Source organism: Bradyrhizobium sp. 613_E4_N2_2, assembly GCF_052075995.1.
Lineage (GTDB): Bacteria > Pseudomonadota > Alphaproteobacteria > Rhizobiales > Xanthobacteraceae > Bradyrhizobium > Bradyrhizobium barranii.
In genome coordinates this window covers 6,536,220-6,553,936 of the sequence record NZ_CP197234.1, presented here as the reverse complement: position 1 = coordinate 6,553,936, position 17,717 = coordinate 6,536,220, and the positions used below count along the sequence as shown (strand labels likewise).

The window sequence follows — 17,717 nt, the reverse complement described above, 5'->3', positions numbered from 1 at the left end:
ACAATATCACATCAGCCGGGTAGCCGCTCCGCTTCACTGCATAGCTGCTCGACAAGATCCGCAAGCCGGCGTGAGCCGTCGATGCGCACGACCGGGCAGGGCAGGCCCGCGAGCCAGGCTTCATCTTTTGTGAGACTGCGGCCCTCGCGATCGCCGGCTTCGTAGCGCGAGGCCCATTCGACGAACGACTCCGTCTCCTCGTGACGCCAGCCGCCCTGTGCGACGGCATCAGCTCCGAAATGCGTAGCCTCGCGGCCACGCAGGCGCTGCAAGCGAAGCTCGCGCGGTGTCGTCACAAAGACGACAAGATCGAAGAACGGGACGAGTTCGTCGCCCCAGCCGGTGACGGTTCCGCTCAGCACCCAGTCGAGACGCGGCAGAAACATCTCGCGCATCAGGCGCAGGCGCTCCGCGGCAGGGCGCGTCGTCTGGTGGGGCGGCACGGTCGGCAGCCAGAAATAATCGTCGCTGTCGTGATGCGGCAGCGCAAGCCGGCCGGCGAGCGCGCGACCGAGCGTCGTCACGCCGGAGCCCGAAGCTCCCATCAGATGGATGCGGCGGCTCTTCATCGGCATCAGGCCAGACGATTTGAAACTACTGCCCCGACGGCGTGCGCAGGCCGTGCCAGGCGTCGCGGACCTGCTGGTAATGCACCTCGGGCAGATAGTCCGGCGTGTTGAGGCTGAGCGTCTTGACGTCGAGATGGCCGACGGCGCTGAGCAGCGTGTAGGAGGCGATGACGCGGTCGCGCAGTGCGCCGATCAGGCGGGCCTTGGCCTGGATCAAATCGGCCTGCGAGTTCAGCACGTCCACCGTCGTGCGCTGCCCGCCGGCGGCCTCGCGCTGCACGCCCTGGAGCGCGACGGTCGCCGCCTTCACCTCTGATTCGGAAGCGGAGACCGTGATCTTGGCGCCCTCATTGGCGACCCAGGCGCTGGTCGCCGCCGTGCGCGCCTGGTTGCGGACCTGGTCGAGCACGAGCCGGCTCTGCGCCGTGATCTCCTTGGCCTGTCGGGTCTGTGCGGCGGCCTGGCCGCCGTCGTAGATCGGCGCGGTGACGTTGGCGACGATCGAGGCCTGGTCTTCGGCGATGGTGCTCAGCGTCGGGTCGTTGCTGCGGCTCTTGCTGGCACTGCCCTGGAGACTGGCGCTCGGCAGCAGCGCGCCCTCGGCGACGCGGATGTTGGTCGAGGCGACATCGACGTCGAAGCCCGCCGCCATCACCGCTGGATGCTGGCGGATCGCCGTCGTCAGCGCATCCTCGCGGCTCTTCGGCAGATAGCGGTCGACGACTTCGGCGGGCCGAAGCTGCGATGGCGCATTGCCGATCACCTGCGCGTAGACCGCCTGGCTCACCGCCAGCGCGACTTCCGCGGCGTTGAGGTCGGCGAGCCCCCGGCTGAGCCGCGCCTCGGCCTGGGCGCTGTCGGTCGGCGTGACGTCGCCGGCGTTGAGGCGGCGTTGGGTGACGGCGAGCGTCTCGCGCAGGAACGCGACGTTGGAGCGTTGCGCCTCGACCAGTGACTGGTTGGCCAGCACGTTGGTGTAGGCGGTGACCGCGTCGAGCAGCACGCCTTGGCCGACATTGCGCAGCGCCTCGCGGCCGGACTGCACCTGAAGTTCCGCAGCGCGGACGCTGTTGGCGGTGCGGAACCCGTTGAACAGGGTCTGCGTCACGGTGACGCCGATGATCCACGGCTTCAGATTGGCGGTCTGGATCGTGTTGTCGGGCAGCAGATTGCGCACCGATTGCAGGCCGGCGCTGAGGCTTGCCACGATCTGCGGCCGGTAGCCGGCGAGGGCCTGCGGCACGTTTTCATCCGTGGCGCGTTGCCGCGCGCGCTCGGCATTGAGCTGCGGGTTGGTCTGGTAGGCCTTGGCGAGCGCCTCCGGCAGGGCTTCCGCCCATGCGGCGGAGGGCAGGGCGCAACAGAGCGCCAGCGTGGTCCATGTCGCAAGCACAGGACCCACGCCCGATCGATGCCGCGTCATCACGCGACCAACTCTGGCGGCACGCCCAATCATGTAATCCTGCTAAACCCCGGCTGTCCGCCCCCGCCGACGGTGGCCTCTTAACTGTTTAACCAGCCGGGGTCCCGCAGGCAAACTGCCGCGGGGAAAACCCCCATCTATTCCGTGCTTGTTGCAGGTGCGTCACAGGGTTTCTGCACCAGAGCGGCGAAGCCTTACACCAGCCTGACCGCTCGCGGGCATTACCGGTTCTTGTTGACAGGCTTGCGCTTCTCGATGAACGCCGCCATGCCCTCGGAGCGGTCCTCCAGCGCGAAGGTCGCGTGAAACAGGTTGCGCTCGACGCTCATGCCTTCGGCGAGCGTGGTCTCGAAGGCGCGGTTGACCGCTTCCTTGGCCATGGCGACGGCGGGCCGCGACATCGATGCGATCTTTTCGGCGGCTTCCATGACCTCGTCCATGAGCTTGTCGGCGGGCACGATGCGGCTGACGAGGCCTGAGCGCTCTGCTTCCGCCGCATCCATCATGCGGCCGGTGAGGCAGAGGTCCATCGCCTTCGACTTGCCGATCGCGCGGGTCAGGCGCTGGGTGCCGCCGATGCCGGGAATGGTGCCGAGCGTGATTTCGGGCTGCCCGAACCTGGCGGTGTCGGCGGCGATGATGAAGTCGCACATCATGGCGAGCTCGCAGCCGCCGCCGAGCGCATAGCCCGCAACCGCGGCGATGGTCGGCTTGCGGCAGCGCGCGACGCGATCGCCGCCGATCGCGGCGAAATCCTCGGAGAACATGTCGATGAAGCCTTTCGGCTGCATCTCCTTGATGTCGGCGCCGGCGGCAAAGGCCTTCTCGCTGCCGGTCACGACGATGCAGCCGATGGCGTCATCGGCCTCGAGATCGTCGACGGCCGCGGCGATCTCGCGGAAGACGCCGAAGGAGAGCGCATTGAGCATCTTCGGCCGGTTCAGCTTGATGATGCCGACCGCGCCTTTGCTCTCGACGATGATGTGTTCGAACGTGCTCATGCTCCACCCACGCGTTTGATTGGGCGGGCAATGTGCCCGCTGGCGCGGTGGGCTTCAAGGGCCGAAAAGCTGTCGGAACGAGGCCGTCCGGAACGCGCGGCGAGACGCGCGTTCCGGACGAGGTCCCTCACCCCAAAATCAGGCCAAAAACCAGGCCAAGCATCAAGCGAAGAACATGCGTGCGGCAGACGCCAGCGTCAGCAGCGTGCCGACGCCGATGAAGATCTTGCCGATCAGCGAGCTCTGGTCCCAGGCCGAGCTGTGGCTGCTCGCCATCACCGGCGCCGGCCGCGCGTCGGTTGCGGCGATCACCGCCTTCTGTGCCGGCGGGTCCTGTTGGAGGGCGCGGTCGATGTCGTTGAGCTGATCGGGCGCCACCACCTGAGCCTCGTCATTCGGCGCGGTGGTATTATCGGCTGCAGCCTGAACGTTGTCGTTGGCGCGGCCGGTCAACGCGGAGGCCGCGGCAGCCGTCGGCGTATCGGCTGCGGCGATCTGCGCGTTGGCGTTGGCGACTGCCGGCGGCATCTGGCTCAAGGCCGGCACGTCGTTTTCGGCCTTCGCCGCGCCGTCCTTCTTGTCGGCCTTGTCGTCGGATTTCTGCGCCGTCTTGCCGCTGTCGCGGTGGCGCGATGCATGGCGCCGCTGCTTGCTCGGCTTGACTGCGTCGGCCTGGTTGCCCGCGCTGTCCGATTGGCTGCTTGCGGCTGAACTCGGTGCCGCCTGTGCAGCGGCTCCGACCAGCACGAAAAGGCCGGCAAGAAGAATCAGTGCGGCGCGCCCGCTGGCTTTCATCATGTTGACGATCTCCCCAATTCCGCCTGTCCCGGGACCGAACAGAGCCCCTGGGGCGTGACCACAGCGGGGCAAAAAATGGGAATCTTCGGGCTATCCCGGGCAAAAGCGGGGCAAACCGCCGCCTCGCAACCGGCCGCCGGATGCGGACGGGACCGATCGGTGTTATGAGCCGTCGCGGGTTTCGACGGCCGCATCGCGTGGCGAGGCACGGCGCAGATCACGAAGTCGTGATCTTTCTGGTGCCGGCGTAACAAACTGAAAGAGCTGCCGAATTGCATGGTGAGGGCGCGTGCGCGGACGTGAGGACGAGTGGACCGGCCTGATGCGGTCGGCCATGGCAGGCGATGATGCGGCGTATCATCGCCTGTTGAAGGCGGTCACGCCTGTGCTGCGCGCTGCCGCGAGGCGGGGTCTGGCGCGGGCCGGGCAGCCTCCCGACCAGGCCGAGGATATCGTGCAGGAGATTTTGTTGGCGGTGCATCTGAAGCGGCACACCTGGGACAGCGAAGCCCCCTTCGCCCCGTGGCTGTTTGCGATCGGGCGCAACAAGCTGATCGATGCGCTCCGGCGGCGGGGCCGGCGGGTCTTCGTCAACATCGACGATTTCGCCGAGACGCTGCCGGGCGAGGCACCGCAGGAGACGGCCTCGGCGGCCGAGGTCGCAACGCAGCTCGACACGCTGCCGCAGCGCCAGCGCGACGTGCTGCAGTCGATCGCCGTCGACAGCGCTTCGATCAAGGACACGGCGTCAAAGTTTTCGATGAGCGAAGGTGCGGTGCGGGTCGCGCTGCATCGCGGACTTGCGGCGCTGACTGCCAAACTGCGGGACCACTAGTCATGGATACCGATCAACTCATTCGCTCGCTCGCGGCCGACAACGCCCATCGCGCGCCGCGCGTCGGTGCCGTGCTGACGATGGCGCTGCTGGTGGCGGCGCCGTTCTCGATCCTGATCTTCGCCAGCTTCCTTGGCGTGCGGCCCGACGTGATGACCGCGATGCATAATCCGTTCTTCGACACGAAGTTCGCGGTCACGCTGTCGCTTGCGATTCCCGCGATCATCGTCAGCCTGCATCTGTCGCGGCCCGAAGCCTTGATGCGCGGCTGGGGCTGGCTGCTGCTGCTTCCCGTCGGCCTGCTTGCGGTTGCGATCGGCGGCGAGACCATGATGGCCCCGGCGATGCCGATGACGATGCGGCTGGTGGGCAAGAACTCCCGGGTGTGCATGCTCGCGATCCCCGCGATGTCGCTGCCGCTGCTTGCGGGCGCGCTGTTCGGCCTGCGCCACGGCGCGCCGTCGCATCCTGCACTCGCCGGCGCGCTCGCCGGCCTGCTGTCGGCCGGCCTTGCCGCAACGCTCTACGCCTCGCACTGCACCGACGACTCGCCGCTGTTCGTCGCGACCTGGTACACGATCGCGACGGCACTCGTGACCGCGATCGGCGCCTACGCGGGTTCGAAAGTTTTGCGCTACTAGCGGCGGCGGCCTCACGCCGCCGGCGTCGTGCCCTGCTGCATGCGGTGGAAGCGCAGCACCTGCTGCGCGGTCGATGAGCGCAGGGCCTCGTAGGCATCGCGCAGCGTCAGCATGTCGGTCTTCGAGCCGCCCGAGAGCTTTTCGCGCATCGCGATGATCGCGCGGACGCTCGACCATTGCATGCCCGCGACCTTGGCGAGAACCATCACGCCCTCGTTGCGGCTCTCGATCATCATGTTCTCGGCGGTCTCGACCGCGACGCCCGCGAGTGCTGCGAGCCCCGCATTTGTCTCGTCGAACTTGCCCTGCTCGGCGAAGCTGGTGACCTGAAACTCGTTGAGACGACCGTCCTCGTGCAGCGATCTCACCAGCGCGCGCGCCATTTCGGTCTGCCTGGTCATGGCGGCGGCGCGGACCCGATGGGTCGCTTCCTGGACCACGCTGGACACTTCGTCCGCGAGCTCCGGATGCGCGGTCTCGAGCTTCCTGCGCACGCTCAGGGACGCCTTGGCGATCAGCTTCAGGTAGTGATGGCGCGGCAGGTCGGGCCGCAGGCCGATGCAGGTGGCGAGGTCATCGTCGCGTTCGGCGCGCGTGACGAGGTCGGTAAAACTTCCCTCGGAGAGCTGCGCGCCCGGATTGCTGACGGTCGATTGCACGACGTCTTCGTTGCCGCGCGCCACCAGCACGTCGGTCAGCGCTTCCGACAGCACCCGCCGCAGCGAGATCGCCTTGAGATGCGCCTGGCCCCTGGTGCGCGCGATCTCGATCAGGGTCGCCTCGTCCAGCCGTTCCGATTTCGAGAGCACGGGGCCGGAGACCTCGATCACCTCGTCGAGCGCGAGGGTGCGGATGATCCTGGGCGGCGCGGCCGCGATCGGCGCGAGACGGTTGGCGAGCAGCGCTCTCGCCGAGGTCTCGATCTGCTCGATCAGGCACTGGAACACGTCGTCGAACACCCTGATGTGCTCGTCGGAATAATCCACCGCATTGTTGATGAAGAGATCGGTGACGCGGCGCAGGGCCTCGACCCGGCGCGCGACGGTGCCGTGCGAGAGCGCGGTCTGCAATTCATCAAGCAGGTTCTCGGATGGTTTGTCGGATTTCGATCTCATGGCCCTGTCCTGGAGCGTTCGGTCCGGCTGCGGCTTCTGCGCAGCCAGGAAAAAATGGATTAGTCAGCTCGTTGCAATACGGTTGCGCCCTTGCGCCTTGGCGGAATAAAGCGCGCTGTCGGCGCGTGCGAGAAACGTGTCGGCAGTATCGTTGTCGCGCAGCGTCACGACGCCCGCGGAAATCGTCACCCGCATGCCGGGGGAAAATGCGCTCCAGTCGAGATCGGCGACGATGCCGCGCAGCCGCTCGAGCATGCGCCCAGCTGCGCCGCCGTCGGTGCCCGGCAGCAGCAGCAGAAATTCCTCGCCGCCATAGCGGCCGAAAAAGTCGGCCGGGCGGATATTTGCAAAAATGGTGATGGCGAAGGTGCGCAGCACCTCGTCGCCGACGGGGTGGCCGTGGGCGTCGTTGATGCGCTTGAACCAGTCGAGGTCGATCAGCGCGATGGCGCAAGGTGCGGACGCCTGCTGCGACTTTTCGACCTCTGCATCGAGCAGCCGCATGATGCAGCGGCGGTTGTAGGAGCCGGTGAGCTCGTCGAGCTCGGCGAGCTCCTCGATGCGCTGATAGGCGGCCTTCAGCTCGATGCTGCGCCGGTACAGGACCTTTCGCAGTGTGGCACCGAACAGGCCGAGGAAGGCGCACTGGCCGATCACCAGGACGAAGCACAGCATCGAGGCGGTCCGCTGGAGCTTCGTGGCGACTGGCATGCCGATCGGCAGGTCGGAGGCGAGGAAGACGGCCGCGAGGCAGGTCGTCGCGATCGCCCAGGTGAACATCGCCTGCGCCGAGGTCATGCGCAGCGTGCCGAAGGCGAAGATCAGGAACAGCACGCTGATGAAGGCGATGCCGAGGGTCGGCACCGACACCAGGAAGATGAACTGCAGCGCCATGTGCGCCGAGATCTGGAAGACGGTGAGATAATGGTCGCTGTGTCTGTCGCCGACGCCGGCTTCCGACATCACGACGAAGATGCCGATGATCATCAGGCCGCCGACCCAGAACAGCGACGGAACGTTCATCGGGACGACGCCGTCATGGGCATAGATCAGCAGCACGAAGGCGCCGAGCGAGTAGCTTGCGACCTGGCCGACATACATCTGCCGGCGTTGCCGGACCCGGCGTGCTCGTACCTCGGGCGCAGCCGCGTCGGGCATGAGAACGAGATCCGCGACCTCAGCGGCATTCCTCTCCGGTAAGGTCGTCGCGGCCGTGCTCATTGTCCCGCCAAGGGTGAATGTCGCCCAAAAATCTACGCGGCAAGCCTTTAGGTTTGGTATCCTTCGAAATCGAATCCAAACGGTGCAGCGCGCAACAGGGTGACAGCGGCCGGCGGGGAAATTTGCCGGCGATTAGGCATCGTTGGCGACGGGGTCGAGCCAAAGCAGGGCTTGGTGAGACATACGTCGTGCAGGGCTGCTATGGTTCCATCATGTCGGGCCGTCCGCGCCGGACGGCATTGCGCAGGGAATTCTTCATTACTATGTTACCGTTATCGAGCGAGCCGGCCAACCGCCGCGGGTGGCAAAAGGAAAATTCGCGTATGTGGGGTAGATCACACAGACCCCCGTGTGACTGCGGTAGGCTGAAGAATTTCGCCCCGCCCGTCGAACCGTCCGCCGCGCCGACCCGACCAACTTTGCGAGACGGGCATTGAGCGTGACACAGGCGGCTTCGGACGAGGTCCTCATCGCCAGGATCGCTCAAGGTGACCGGCTCGCCATGCAGGTGCTGTACGGGCGGCACCATGTCAGGGTCTACAGGTTCGGGCTAAGGCTCGTGCGGGACGAGCAGGCGGCGGAAGACCTCATCAGCGAGGTGTTTCTCGACGTCTGGCGTCAAGCCGGCAAGTTCGAGGGTCGATCCGCCGTTTCCACCTGGCTGCTGGCAATCACCCGATTCAAGGCCCTGTCTGCGCTCCGGCGCAGGAAGGACGTTGGGTTGGACGACGAAGCTGCCAACGCGATCGAGGATTCGTCTGACGATCCGGAAATCGCGGTGCAGAAAAAGGATACCAGTGAAGCGTTGCGGGAGTGTCTGACGGGCCTCTCGCCGGACCATCGGGAAATCGTCGATCTCGTCTACTACCACGAGAAATCCGTGGAAGAAGTGGCCGAAATCGTCGGTATTCCGGAGAACACTGTGAAGACGCGCTTGTTCTATGCGCGCAAGAAACTGGCCGAACTGCTGAAGGCAGCCGGCGTTGAGCGAGGCTGGCCATGATGGCATTGAGCAAAAAGATGCTGGAGCAAGAGCCCAGTGAAATTGAACTGCTGCTGCCCTGGCACGCCGCCGGCACGCTGAACACGCGTGACGCTCGCCGCGTCGAGGAAGCGCTGGCGCGTGATCCGGCGCTTGCAAAGCAATATGCCGCGATCCGCGGCGAGTACGAAGAGACCATCCATCTGAACGAGAGCTTGGGGGCTCCGTCGGCGCGGGCGATGCAGAAGCTGTTCGCCGCGATCGACGCCGAGCCGGCGCGGCCGGTCGGTTCGCTGCCGCTCTCGGCGCGCATCGCGACCTTCTTCTCGAGCCTGTCGCCGCGTACGCTGGCCTGGTCGGCGAGCCTGGGTGCCATCGCGCTGCTGCTCCAGGCCGGCATCATCGGCGCCGTGCTGATAAAGACCCAGCCCGCGACCTTCGAGACCGCTTCGCTGTCGGTCGGCGCGCCGATCACGCGTGAGCTTGGAGCTCCACCTGCGCGCGCGCTGGTGCGCTTCACGCCCGAGGCGCGCGTCGCCGACATCACCGCGCTGCTCGACAGCTACCAGGCTTCGATCATCGGCGATGCCAAGGGCGGCATGTTCCGTCTCCAGTTCGACAAGGCGATGGGCCGGGACGAGCTCGCCTCGCTGCTCGGCAGGATGTCGCGCGAGAAGTTCGTCAACCTCGCCGTCGCGGCGCCGTAAGGCGCCGCTGCACCGATGACGCGCAAGTCCGAGAGTAAGTCGCGAGCCGGGGCCTACGCTTCATCGGTCGGAGCTGCACTCCTGCTCGCCGGTCTCGGCGTCGAGGTTGCGCAGGCGCAGGCGATCATGCGCACGCCGACGATCAGCGTCCCCACGCGCACCCCGACCATCTCTCCCAGCATCGCCGCGCGCGTCAGCCCCGGTGTTGGTGCGCGGGCTGTCGGCGTCGGCCCCGGCCCGCGTTCTATCCCTGCTATCCCGCGTACCACCACCACGGCGCGGATGCGACCGACCCCAGTGCTGCCCTATGCGCGCTATTCGCCGAACCTCTATCCGGCCTGCACCGCCCCCTATCGCGACGCCGACGGCGAATGCCTGGCGCAGCCGGGCGCGGGCGGCGATGGCGCGGGAAAATCGGGCAAGAAGAGCGCCGGGAAGGGGCGGGGCAACAGCACGCCGGCCGCCGTCGACTTGCGCACCTTCGCCAACGAATTCGTGGCCGAGATCGACGGCGCGCTGTCGGCGACTGAAGCCGACGAGCTTGCGCGTCGCCACGGCTTGACGCGTGTCTCATCCGAGAATTTCCCGCTGATCGGGGCGACGTTCGGCCTGTTCCGCATCACGGACGGCAGGCCTTCCGAGACGGTGCGGCGTGAGTTCGCCGCCGACGGCAGCGTGCGCTCGCTCCAGCCGAACTTCCGCTACGTGCTCCAGGATCAGAAATCGTCAGTGCCGACCGAGGGCGATCCCGCGCAATACGCGCTGGCCAGGCTTCGCCTGCCGCAGGCGCATACGCTGGCGCACGGTGCCAACGTGACGGTTGCCGTGATCGACTCCGGCATCGACGCCCAACATCCCGAGCTCGCCCACTCCATCGCCGACAACTTTGATGCGCTCGGCAGCGCCGAGGGCCCGCATGTCCATGGCACCGGCATTGCCGGCGCCATCGTGGCGCATGCCAAGCTGATGGGCAGCGCGCCCGAGGCGCGCATCATCGCCATCCGCGCCTTTGGCGGCTCGACGGGTGGAGCCCAGAGCTCGTCCTACATCGTCCTGCGCTCACTGAATTACGCCGCCGAGCACGGCGCGCAGATCGTCAATATGAGCTTTGCCGGTCCGAAGGATGCCGTGATCGAGCGCGCCATCGCGGCGACCGCCGCCCGCGGGCTGGTGCTGATCGCGGCAGCCGGCAATGCCGGCGCGAAATCGCCGCCGCTCTATCCAGCCGCCAATCCCAACGTGATCGCGGTCAGCGCGACCGACCAGCAGGACAAGCTGTTCTCGGCGTCCAACCGCGGCAATTACATCGCGCTGGCCGCGCCCGGCGTCGACATCTTCCTGCCGGCGCCCGACGGCAAGTACCAGATGACCTCGGGGACCTCGTTCTCGGCCGCCTATATCTCCGGCGTCGCCGCGCTGCTGCTCGAGCGCAATTACACGCTCAAGCCGGAGGCGCTGCGCATGACGCTGGCGAAGACCGCGCGCGACCTCGGCTCACCCGGCCGTGATGATCTGTTCGGCGACGGTGAGGCCGACGCGTTTGCCGCAGTGATGGCCGTTCCCGCCGACAGCGCGACGCCTGTTGCGGCTGCGTCCGGTACAACAAAACGTGAAGATGCCGAGAAGCGTCGCGACGAGCCTGGCATCCGCGCGATCGAACAACCTTCGCTGTCGAGCGCAGACGATAAATCCACGATTTCTCAGGCGGATAGGCCGGCGACGCGATAGCGGCTGCGACAACTTTGCGCGCCGTGCGAGGGCCAAGAAATCGAACGCCGCATTGAACGTTCAGCCGGCTGCCACGACCAAATTATGTGGGAGCGGTCATCCCTCCCCATAAGTCATATCAGGCGCGAGCGCCCATCCACCCCAAGCGCCCATATGGCTCGACCCGTCCGGTTGTCCCCCCGGACGGGTCTTTTCTTTTCAGGCGTCTGATTTCTTGAATCGCTCGGCACGATCAGCTTCTGGTTGAGCGAACGTGGCGGCGCCCCTTGTCGGCGTCCGGGAGTCGCCCCGCAGGCCGGTTATGCTTGTGCGAAGCTTGACTCGAAAACACAGCAATTGTCCGCACGACTACGGTGATTGACGACGACCGGCGTGTCGTTGCTGGACAAGTCAAAACTTTTCCACAAAATATTCATGTCGCGTCTAAATTGATTCGTGTGCGTTGCGTCGCGTCCGTATTTTTCTCCCAACGGGCTGGTTTATGACACATCGCCAAGAGGCTGTTCGCGACGTGGCGCGTGGCCGCGACATTGCGGCACGCTGGTGCGCTCTCGCCGAGCAGCGGCTGGAACATCTCTCCGAAATGTTCGAGACCGGACGCTGGCGCCGCTATCACTCCGAGCTCGCATTCCTCGAAAACATCCAGGAAGCCAAGCGCGCCGTCCAGACCTGGCGCGCGCTCGCGACCGGTAGTGACGTGGCCGCGGCGGCCGCGAGTGTCTCGCCCGTATTCGGCTGGTCGCCGGCGACCATGCCCCGCGTGTTTCCGCGCGACCAGCAGGCCCAGACCGTGCAGCCGAAGGCCGTCCACATCGCCGCGGAGACCGCCGTCCCGGTCAGGCTCGCGCCCAAGCCGGAGGTCCTTGCCGAAATCACCGAAGCCCCGCTCGCGCCGCGAGCGACGCCTGCTACGGTGGCATTGTTCACTGCGCCCGCCGCTGTCGCGCCGCTCAAGGCTCCCGCTGCGCGGGCGCCGCTCACCGCACCCGCCGTGAGGTCGCCGGTTGCCGCGCCTGCCGCAATGGCGGCGTTCACCACGCCTGCCGTGAAGGCGGCGTTCGCCGCACCTGCCGTGAAGGCGCCGCCCGCCACACCTGCTGTAATGGCAACGCTTCTGCCGCAGTTCGCCCCGCCCGCCGCCGAAATTGTCGCCGCTCCCGAGCGCGTCGTCGAATTCACCTTCAGCCTCGACGGCCTGCAAGCGAAGTACCCGCTGCTGAGGAACGCGTTCTAGCGTTTGGGCTCCGGGATGAGGGCGGCAGCTACCGCCGCACCGCATTGCCGCCGACCACCAGCTGCGCAAAGCGCTGTGCGCCGTCGGCCGACAGATCCGACGTCACTGCACGGGCGTGATCGAGCCCAACCACGGCGCCGCGCGGGGTTTCCGAGATCATGTTGTTGTTGACGAGCGCGGTGCCTGCGCCGGACACCACGGAGACGCCGACGCCGGCCAGCGCCTTGCGGATCACATTGCCCGTGATCGCGACGTCGCGCAGATATTTGCCCCAGCCGGCGACGATGCCATAGGACGGCGCGTTCTCGATCACATTGCCGGTCACGGAGCTGTCAGCCTCGATGTAGATGCCCACACCGGCATCGTCGTCGGGGGCGGTGCCGATCGGCCGCTTCGGGATCAGATTGCGGATGATGTTGCCCTGGACCACCGCGATGCGGCCGCCTTCGTTGAAATTGCAGACCGAGACGCCGACGGCGGCACCATCGACCGTGTTGTTGGCGATCATCGCGGCCTCGAACGCGAACTCCGAATAGAGCGCGACCTCGCGCACGTCGCTGACGCTGTTGCCTGATATGTGGATGTTCGACGCCGAATTGCCGCGCACCGCCGAGTAATCGCAGTTCCTGATGCGATTGCCGCGCACGATCACGTTGCCGGCGCGAAACGCGTTGATGGCGTTGCCGTACTGGCCCGAGCCGCCGGGGCCGGCCTTGATGTCCTCGATGCGGTTGTCAGTGACCAGCGTGCCGTCGTCGCCGATTGCGGTGCGCAGGATCTCGATGCCGTTGTCGTTGGTGCCGATGATGGTGTTGCGGGACACGCTGAGGCCCTTGGCGTCGAACGAGACGACTGCCGTCACCGCGATGTTGGTGAAGATGTTGCCCGAGATGTCGCCGGACACCTGCTCGAGCCAGATGCCGCTGCCGCCGGAGCCGGTGATCTCGCAATCGGTGATGCGGACGTCACGCCCGCCGAGGACATGGATCAGTCCGCGCCGCGTCGGCAGCGGGATGCCGCCGCCGTCGAAGATGAGGCCGGTCAGGCCGATCGAGTCCGACCCGTCGCTCTGGATCGCTGCGGCCCCGCCGGTGAAGATGATTTTTGTCGCGCCGCGCACGCCGATCAGCTGGGCGCCATTCGGCAACCGCAGCAATCCGCTGCGGTAGATGCCGGGTGGCAGCGCCAGCGGCATCTGTGCCCGCGCAGCGTCGTCGATGGCGCGCTGGAGCACGCGGGTCTGGTCCTCGCTGCTGCCGGGCCGCACGCCGTATTGCGTGGCATCGCGGCCGAGCAGGGACGTCAGCGGCGCCGCGCGCGCGGCGTCGGCCGGCATGGCGAGGGCGCCCGCGATGCCTGCGGTCGAAGCTCCGATGAGATGACGGCGATTGAGGTCCATGACGCATCCTTCGGCGGACGCGGGAGGTCCGCGACCGACTAGGTAGCGCAGGGTGGCTGGGGCGGTGAGGATTGTTCGCGGTAGGGTTAAATGTTTACCGCAAAGACGGTGCCGTAGGGTGGGCAAAGCGACTTGTCCGCCGTAGCTCGAAGAGCGAAGGCGGAAGCGTGCCCACCATTGTTACACGAATGCGGATGTATGGTGGGCACGGCGCGACGCGCCTTTGCCACCCTACGAAATCTGAGTGTTCCGCTGCTTCCTTGCCAGCCCCACCAGCTCCATCAGCATCGCTTCCCCCGCGTCCACCAGCTCCTCCAGCGTAATCCGGGCTGCGCCCTTGCGCCGCACCGCGCCGCTGCGGGCGAGCAGGGGAATGTGGATGAACGCCGCAAGCTGCGGTCCGCCCGCCCTCACATTCTCGATCGCGCGCCAGCTGAGATAGTTGCAGAGATAGGCGCCGGCATCGCGCGAGGCGCGCGCGTCGATGCCGGTGAGGCGCGCGGCGCGCAGCAGTCTTGCCGTGTGCGGACCGAACGTCATCGCGTCCGCATGGCCGGCGATCCCGCGCTTGCTGGAGCGGGTGTTGGCGGCATCGGGCCAGAGCATGGTGACGGCATTGCGTGCGCGGGTCTCGATGCGGAGGTAAGGCGTACGCGAGGCGAGGCCGAACATCAGCAGCGCGTCGGGCTGTTCCTTCGCGAGCACATCAGGCAATTGCCGGTCGACCGCGGCATAGGTGACCGGGAAGATGTGGCTCGCGAGCGCGACATCGTCGAGCGCCGGACGGCGCAATTGCGCCAGCCGCGCCACCAGTGGCTGGGTCGGGTTATAGGGCGCGCCGGGAAACGGTCCGAAGCCGGTGAGGAGAATGCGGAGCTTTTCGCTCATTGCAGCAACTCCAGAATCTGCTCGGCGGCGAGTGCCGGCGTGAGATGGCCTTCGGCCACCTCAGCCTCGATCTTCCTGACCTTGGTCCGCACCGACGCCTCGCTGCGCAGCCGCGCCAGCATGCGCTGCTCCAGCATCGACCACATCCATTTCACCTGCTGCTCGCGCCGCCGTGCGGCGAAATCACCGGACGCGTTCATCGCCTTGCGGTGATCCAGAACCTTCTGCCAGAGTTTTGCGATCCCGTCGCCGGTCAGCGCCGAATAGGTCTCGACCGGCGGGTGCCAATGCTCGGATCGCGGCGCCAAAATATGCAGCGCGCCGCGATAGTCGGCGGCGGTGATGTTGGCGCGCTTGAGATTGTCGCCGTCAGCCTTGTTGATCGCGATCATGTCGGCGAGCTCGACCAGGCCCTTCTTAATGCCTTGCAGCTCGTCGCCGCCGCCCGGCAGCATCAGCGCGAGGAAGAAGTCGGTCATGTCACAAACTGCGGTCTCGGACTGGCCGATGCCGACGGTCTCGACCAGCACGACGTCGAAGCCGGCGGCCTCGCACAACAGCATGGCCTCGCGCGTCTTGGCGGCGACGCCGCCGAGCGTGCCTGACGATGGCGAGGGACGGATGAAGGCGTCATTGGAGGCCGACAGCCGCGCCATCCGCGTCTTGTCGCCGAGGATCGAGCCGCCGCTGCGCGCCGAGGACGGATCGACCGCGAGTACCGCGACCTTGTTTCCCTGCTCGATGAGATACGTCCCGAGCACGTCGATGGTGGTGGACTTGCCGACGCCGGGCGAGCCGGTGATGCCGACGCGAACCGCCTTGCCGGTGTCGGGCAGCAGCATCTGCACCAGCTCGCGCGCCAGCGCCTGATGGTCGCCGCGCCGGCTTTCCACCAGCGTGATCGCGCGGGCGAGGGCTGCGCGACTGCCGGAGCGCAAGTCGCGGGCGAGGGTTTTGATGTCCAGCGAGGCCTTCTTCTCAGTCATGCCCTGCTTTACAACGCCCCGGCGGGGCAGGCGAGGGCCGCTCGCCCGATATCACCGAGTCGTTGCCGCCGCTGTCTGCACCGGCTTCACCTTGCGCCAGACCCACACCAGCACCGGCCAGAGCAGCGCGCCGATCGCCATGGCGGCGAGGATCGCCGCGACGGGCCGCTCGAAGAACGGCAGGATGCTGCCGTCCGACTTGATCAGCGAGGTCACGAAAGCCTGCTCGACCATGGTGCCCATGACGATGCCGAGCACCATCGCGGCCACCGGATAGCCGTTCGCCTCCATGACATAGCCGATGATGCCGAAGGCGGCGACGGTGACGACGCCGAACATGTTGTTGCCGATCGCGAATGAGCCGACCGCACAGCACAGCATGATGATCGGCATGATGGCGGAGCGCGGTGCCAGCAGGATGTAGGCGGCGATCCGGATCATGGCGATGCCGAGCGGGATCATCAGGATGTTCGCGATGATGAACATCAGATAGATCGCGTACATGCTCGACGCCTTCTCGGTGAACAGCGTCGGGCCGGGATTGAGGCCCTTCATGTAGAGCACGCCGATCGCGATCGCGGCGATGGTGTCGCCGGGGATGCCGAACAGCAGCGAGGGCACCCAGCCCGAGGCGATGCTGGCATTGTTGCTCGCGCCGGCCTCGACCAGGCCCTCGACGTGGCCGGTGCCGAATTTCTCCGGCTCCTTGGAGAAGCGTTTCGACATCGCATAGGAGACCCAGGCGGCCATGTCGGCGCCGGCGCCGGGCAGCACGCCGATGATGATGCCGATGATGTTTCCACGCGTCATCTGCCAGTGATATTTCTTGGTCAGCTTCCACTGGCCGGCCATGATGCTTCCGAATTTTCGCCGCGGCAGCGGCGGCGGCTCGGGCGTCAGCATCGCGCGCATCACCTGCGCCACCGCGAACACGCCGACCAGCGCCGGGATCGGCTCGATGCCGCCGAACAAATCGGTGATGCCGAAGGTGAAGCGCGGCACGCCGCCCGGATTCTCGATACCGATGCAGGACACCAGCAAGCCGAGGAACATGCCCGCGATCGCCTTCACCGGCGAGGAGCGCGCAACCAAAGTGGCGCACATCAGGCCGAGCAGCGCCAGCCAGAAATATTCGAAGGTCGAGAACGAGAGCGCGATCTCGGCGAGCGGCGGCGCCAGGATCATCAGCGACAGCACACCGGCAATGCCGCCGACGGCGGAGAACCAGACGCCGGCCCCCAGCGCCAGCTCAGCCTGGCCCTTGCGCGTCATGGCGTAGGCCTCGTCGGCATAGGCTGCCGAGGCGGGGGTGCCGGGAATGCGCAGCAGCGCGCCGGGGATGTCGCCCGAGAAGATCGCCATCGAGGAGGCTGCGACAATGGTTGCGATCGCCGCGATCGGCGAGAGGTAGAAGGTGACGGGGACGAGCAGGGCGGTCGCCATCGTCGCCGACAGGCCCGGCAGCGAACCGATGACGAGGCCGTACACGGAGGCTGCGAACATCGCGATGATGACCTCCCAGGTGGAGATCAGCGCGAATGCTTCAATGAGGGTCTTGAGCATGGGATCACCAGGGCGTCGGCAACAGGCCAGCGGGGAGCGGCACGCGCAGCAGCTTGCCGAAGATGAGGTGGATGGCGAACGGCGACAGCGCCGCGAGCGGCAGTGCCAGCTTCCACTTCGCCCCGAGCGCGGTCGAGGTGACGTAGACCATGATCGCCGCGGTGATGATGAAGCCGAGCCGGTCGGCGGCGGCGACGTAGAACAGCAGCAGCGCCGGCGGCAGCAGGGCGCGCAGGCCGTAGAGCTTGCCCTGCGGCGGCGGTGCGGCCGCCACCTGGCCGTCCTCGAGCGGGACCAGCTCTTCCTCCTCCTCGAAGGAATGGCCGATGCCGAACACGATCGCGAGCCCGCACAGCGCGAGCCCGATGCCGATCACGAGCGGAAATACGTTGGGGCCGACCGGCTGCCCCGGCACCGGCGGCAGGATCCAGCCGCCATAGGCAGCCGCCGCGCCGAGCACGACGAGAAACGATCCCGTGACGGAGTCGGGAAGACGCATGTGAGAATCCTATGCGAGGTATTCTCCCTCTCCCCGCGCGCGGGGAGAGGGTTGGGGTGAGGGGGGCTCTCCGCGGGGGAGGTGAGAATTGGACTCGTAGAGAGTCCCCCTCACCCGAAACCCGCGCT

17 protein-coding genes are annotated in these 17,717 nt (G+C 66.7%); 6 read left to right on the top strand and 11 right to left on the bottom strand.

Translation table 11 applies throughout. The features are described from left to right. Positions 1-11: 11 nt before the first annotated feature. From AB7290_RS31170 to AB7290_RS31155, 4 genes are all read right to left on the bottom strand, one after another. Positions 12-569, bottom strand: a complete 558-nt coding sequence (locus AB7290_RS31170; protein WP_085403969.1) for a hypothetical protein — start codon at positions 567-569, stop codon at positions 12-14. A gap of 25 nt (positions 570-594) precedes the next feature. Next, a complete protein-coding gene (locus AB7290_RS31165; protein ID WP_094184354.1) occupies positions 595-2,025 on the bottom strand; it encodes a TolC family outer membrane protein in 1,431 nt (476 codons plus the stop codon). Positions 2,026-2,213: 188 nt separating this feature from the next. Then, the gene (locus AB7290_RS31160; RefSeq protein WP_085403867.1) at positions 2,214-2,993 is read right to left on the bottom strand and encodes an enoyl-CoA hydratase; all 780 of its coding nucleotides are present in this window, start codon (positions 2,991-2,993) and stop codon (positions 2,214-2,216) included. Between the two features lie 162 nt (positions 2,994-3,155). Continuing rightward, the gene (locus tag AB7290_RS31155; RefSeq protein ID WP_085403866.1) at positions 3,156-3,791 is read right to left on the bottom strand and encodes a hypothetical protein; all 636 of its coding nucleotides are present in this window, start codon (positions 3,789-3,791) and stop codon (positions 3,156-3,158) included. 289 nt (positions 3,792-4,080) lie between these two features. On the opposite strand from AB7290_RS31155, the gene AB7290_RS31150 reads away from it, so the two are divergent. Both AB7290_RS31150 and AB7290_RS31145 read left to right on the top strand, forming a co-directional pair. Further along, positions 4,081-4,626, top strand: a complete 546-nt coding sequence (locus AB7290_RS31150) for a sigma-70 family RNA polymerase sigma factor (RefSeq protein WP_028146986.1) — start codon at positions 4,081-4,083, stop codon at positions 4,624-4,626. Between the two features lie 2 nt (positions 4,627-4,628). Then, positions 4,629-5,267 carry an NrsF family protein gene (locus tag AB7290_RS31145; protein ID WP_085403865.1) on the top strand — a complete coding sequence of 213 codons (639 nt, stop codon included), beginning with the start codon at positions 4,629-4,631 and terminating at the stop codon, positions 5,265-5,267. Positions 5,268-5,278: 11 nt separating this feature from the next. On the opposite strand, the gene AB7290_RS31140 is transcribed toward AB7290_RS31145, so the two are convergent. Continuing rightward, positions 5,279-6,382, bottom strand: a complete 1,104-nt coding sequence (locus AB7290_RS31140; protein WP_085403864.1) for a DUF2336 domain-containing protein — start codon at positions 6,380-6,382, stop codon at positions 5,279-5,281. A gap of 63 nt (positions 6,383-6,445) precedes the next feature. Continuing rightward, positions 6,446-7,603, bottom strand: coding sequence for a GGDEF domain-containing protein (locus AB7290_RS31135; RefSeq protein WP_085403863.1), 1,158 nt, complete (start codon positions 7,601-7,603; stop codon positions 6,446-6,448). A gap of 433 nt (positions 7,604-8,036) precedes the next feature. Between AB7290_RS31135 and AB7290_RS31130 the strand changes: the two genes are divergently transcribed. From AB7290_RS31130 to AB7290_RS31115, 4 genes are all read left to right on the top strand, one after another. After that, complete coding sequence (locus AB7290_RS31130; protein ID WP_008140099.1) at positions 8,037-8,606, top strand: sigma-70 family RNA polymerase sigma factor; 570 nt, start codon at positions 8,037-8,039, stop codon at positions 8,604-8,606. Further along, a complete protein-coding gene (locus AB7290_RS31125) occupies positions 8,603-9,292 on the top strand; it encodes a hypothetical protein (RefSeq protein WP_085403862.1) in 690 nt (229 codons plus the stop codon). Before AB7290_RS31130 ends, AB7290_RS31125 begins: the two co-directional genes overlap by 4 nt. Before the next feature lie 15 nt (positions 9,293-9,307). Then, positions 9,308-11,020: a S8 family serine peptidase gene (locus AB7290_RS31120; RefSeq protein ID WP_085403861.1), complete on the top strand. Its 1,713-nt coding sequence runs from the start codon at positions 9,308-9,310 to the stop codon at positions 11,018-11,020. 481 nt (positions 11,021-11,501) lie between these two features. Then, positions 11,502-12,254, top strand: a complete 753-nt coding sequence (locus AB7290_RS31115) for a TIGR03809 family protein (RefSeq protein ID WP_094184353.1) — start codon at positions 11,502-11,504, stop codon at positions 12,252-12,254. Positions 12,255-12,282: 28 nt separating this feature from the next. Here the strand turns inward: AB7290_RS31115 and AB7290_RS31110 are convergent, their stop codons facing one another. The 5 genes from AB7290_RS31110 to AB7290_RS31090 form a co-directional block, all read right to left on the bottom strand. Then, entirely contained in the window at positions 12,283-13,653 is a 1,371-nt protein-coding gene (locus AB7290_RS31110) for a TIGR03808 family TAT-translocated repetitive protein (RefSeq protein ID WP_063984604.1), read from the bottom strand. A 231-nt stretch (positions 13,654-13,884) separates the two neighbouring features. Beyond that, positions 13,885-14,541 carry a pyroglutamyl-peptidase I gene (locus AB7290_RS31105; protein ID WP_085403860.1) on the bottom strand — a complete coding sequence of 219 codons (657 nt, stop codon included), beginning with the start codon at positions 14,539-14,541 and terminating at the stop codon, positions 13,885-13,887. Continuing rightward, complete coding sequence (gene meaB / locus AB7290_RS31100) at positions 14,538-15,527, bottom strand: methylmalonyl Co-A mutase-associated GTPase MeaB (protein WP_085403859.1); 990 nt, start codon at positions 15,525-15,527, stop codon at positions 14,538-14,540. The genes AB7290_RS31105 and meaB overlap by 4 nt, the downstream gene beginning before the upstream one ends. Before the next feature lie 51 nt (positions 15,528-15,578). Next, entirely contained in the window at positions 15,579-17,090 is a 1,512-nt protein-coding gene (locus AB7290_RS31095) for a tripartite tricarboxylate transporter permease (protein ID WP_085403858.1), read from the bottom strand. 4 nt (positions 17,091-17,094) lie between these two features. Then, the gene (locus AB7290_RS31090; RefSeq protein ID WP_039151132.1) at positions 17,095-17,589 is read right to left on the bottom strand and encodes a tripartite tricarboxylate transporter TctB family protein; all 495 of its coding nucleotides are present in this window, start codon (positions 17,587-17,589) and stop codon (positions 17,095-17,097) included. Between the last annotated feature and the right edge of the window lie 128 nt (positions 17,590-17,717).

Excerpts from the sequence above, each read along its gene's own strand:
- AB7290_RS31160 (WP_085403867.1), bottom strand. The coding sequence starts at position 2,993 with ATGAGCACGTTCGAACACATCATCGTCGAGAGCAAAGGCGCGGTCGGC.
- AB7290_RS31125 (WP_085403862.1), top strand. The coding sequence starts at position 8,603 with ATGATGGCATTGAGCAAAAAGATGCTGGAGCAAGAGCCCAGTGAAATT.
- AB7290_RS31095 (WP_085403858.1), bottom strand. The coding sequence starts at position 17,090 with ATGCTCAAGACCCTCATTGAAGCATTCGCGCTGATCTCCACCTGGGAG.
- AB7290_RS31110 (WP_063984604.1), bottom strand. The coding sequence starts at position 13,653 with ATGGACCTCAATCGCCGTCATCTCATCGGAGCTTCGACCGCAGGCATC.
- meaB (WP_085403859.1), bottom strand. The coding sequence starts at position 15,527 with ATGACTGAGAAGAAGGCCTCGCTGGACATCAAAACCCTCGCCCGCGAC.
- AB7290_RS31115 (WP_094184353.1), top strand. The coding sequence starts at position 11,502 with ATGACACATCGCCAAGAGGCTGTTCGCGACGTGGCGCGTGGCCGCGAC.
- AB7290_RS31165 (WP_094184354.1), bottom strand. The coding sequence starts at position 2,025 with ATGATTGGGCGTGCCGCCAGAGTTGGTCGCGTGATGACGCGGCATCGA.
- AB7290_RS31135 (WP_085403863.1), bottom strand. The coding sequence starts at position 7,603 with ATGAGCACGGCCGCGACGACCTTACCGGAGAGGAATGCCGCTGAGGTC.
- AB7290_RS31105 (WP_085403860.1), bottom strand. The coding sequence starts at position 14,541 with ATGAGCGAAAAGCTCCGCATTCTCCTCACCGGCTTCGGACCGTTTCCC.
- AB7290_RS31090 (WP_039151132.1), bottom strand. The coding sequence starts at position 17,589 with ATGCGTCTTCCCGACTCCGTCACGGGATCGTTTCTCGTCGTGCTCGGC.
- AB7290_RS31155 (WP_085403866.1), bottom strand. The coding sequence starts at position 3,791 with ATGATGAAAGCCAGCGGGCGCGCCGCACTGATTCTTCTTGCCGGCCTT.
- AB7290_RS31120 (WP_085403861.1), top strand. The coding sequence starts at position 9,308 with ATGACGCGCAAGTCCGAGAGTAAGTCGCGAGCCGGGGCCTACGCTTCA.
- AB7290_RS31170 (WP_085403969.1), bottom strand. The coding sequence starts at position 569 with ATGAAGAGCCGCCGCATCCATCTGATGGGAGCTTCGGGCTCCGGCGTG.
- AB7290_RS31145 (WP_085403865.1), top strand. The coding sequence starts at position 4,629 with ATGGATACCGATCAACTCATTCGCTCGCTCGCGGCCGACAACGCCCAT.
- AB7290_RS31140 (WP_085403864.1), bottom strand. The coding sequence starts at position 6,382 with ATGAGATCGAAATCCGACAAACCATCCGAGAACCTGCTTGATGAATTG.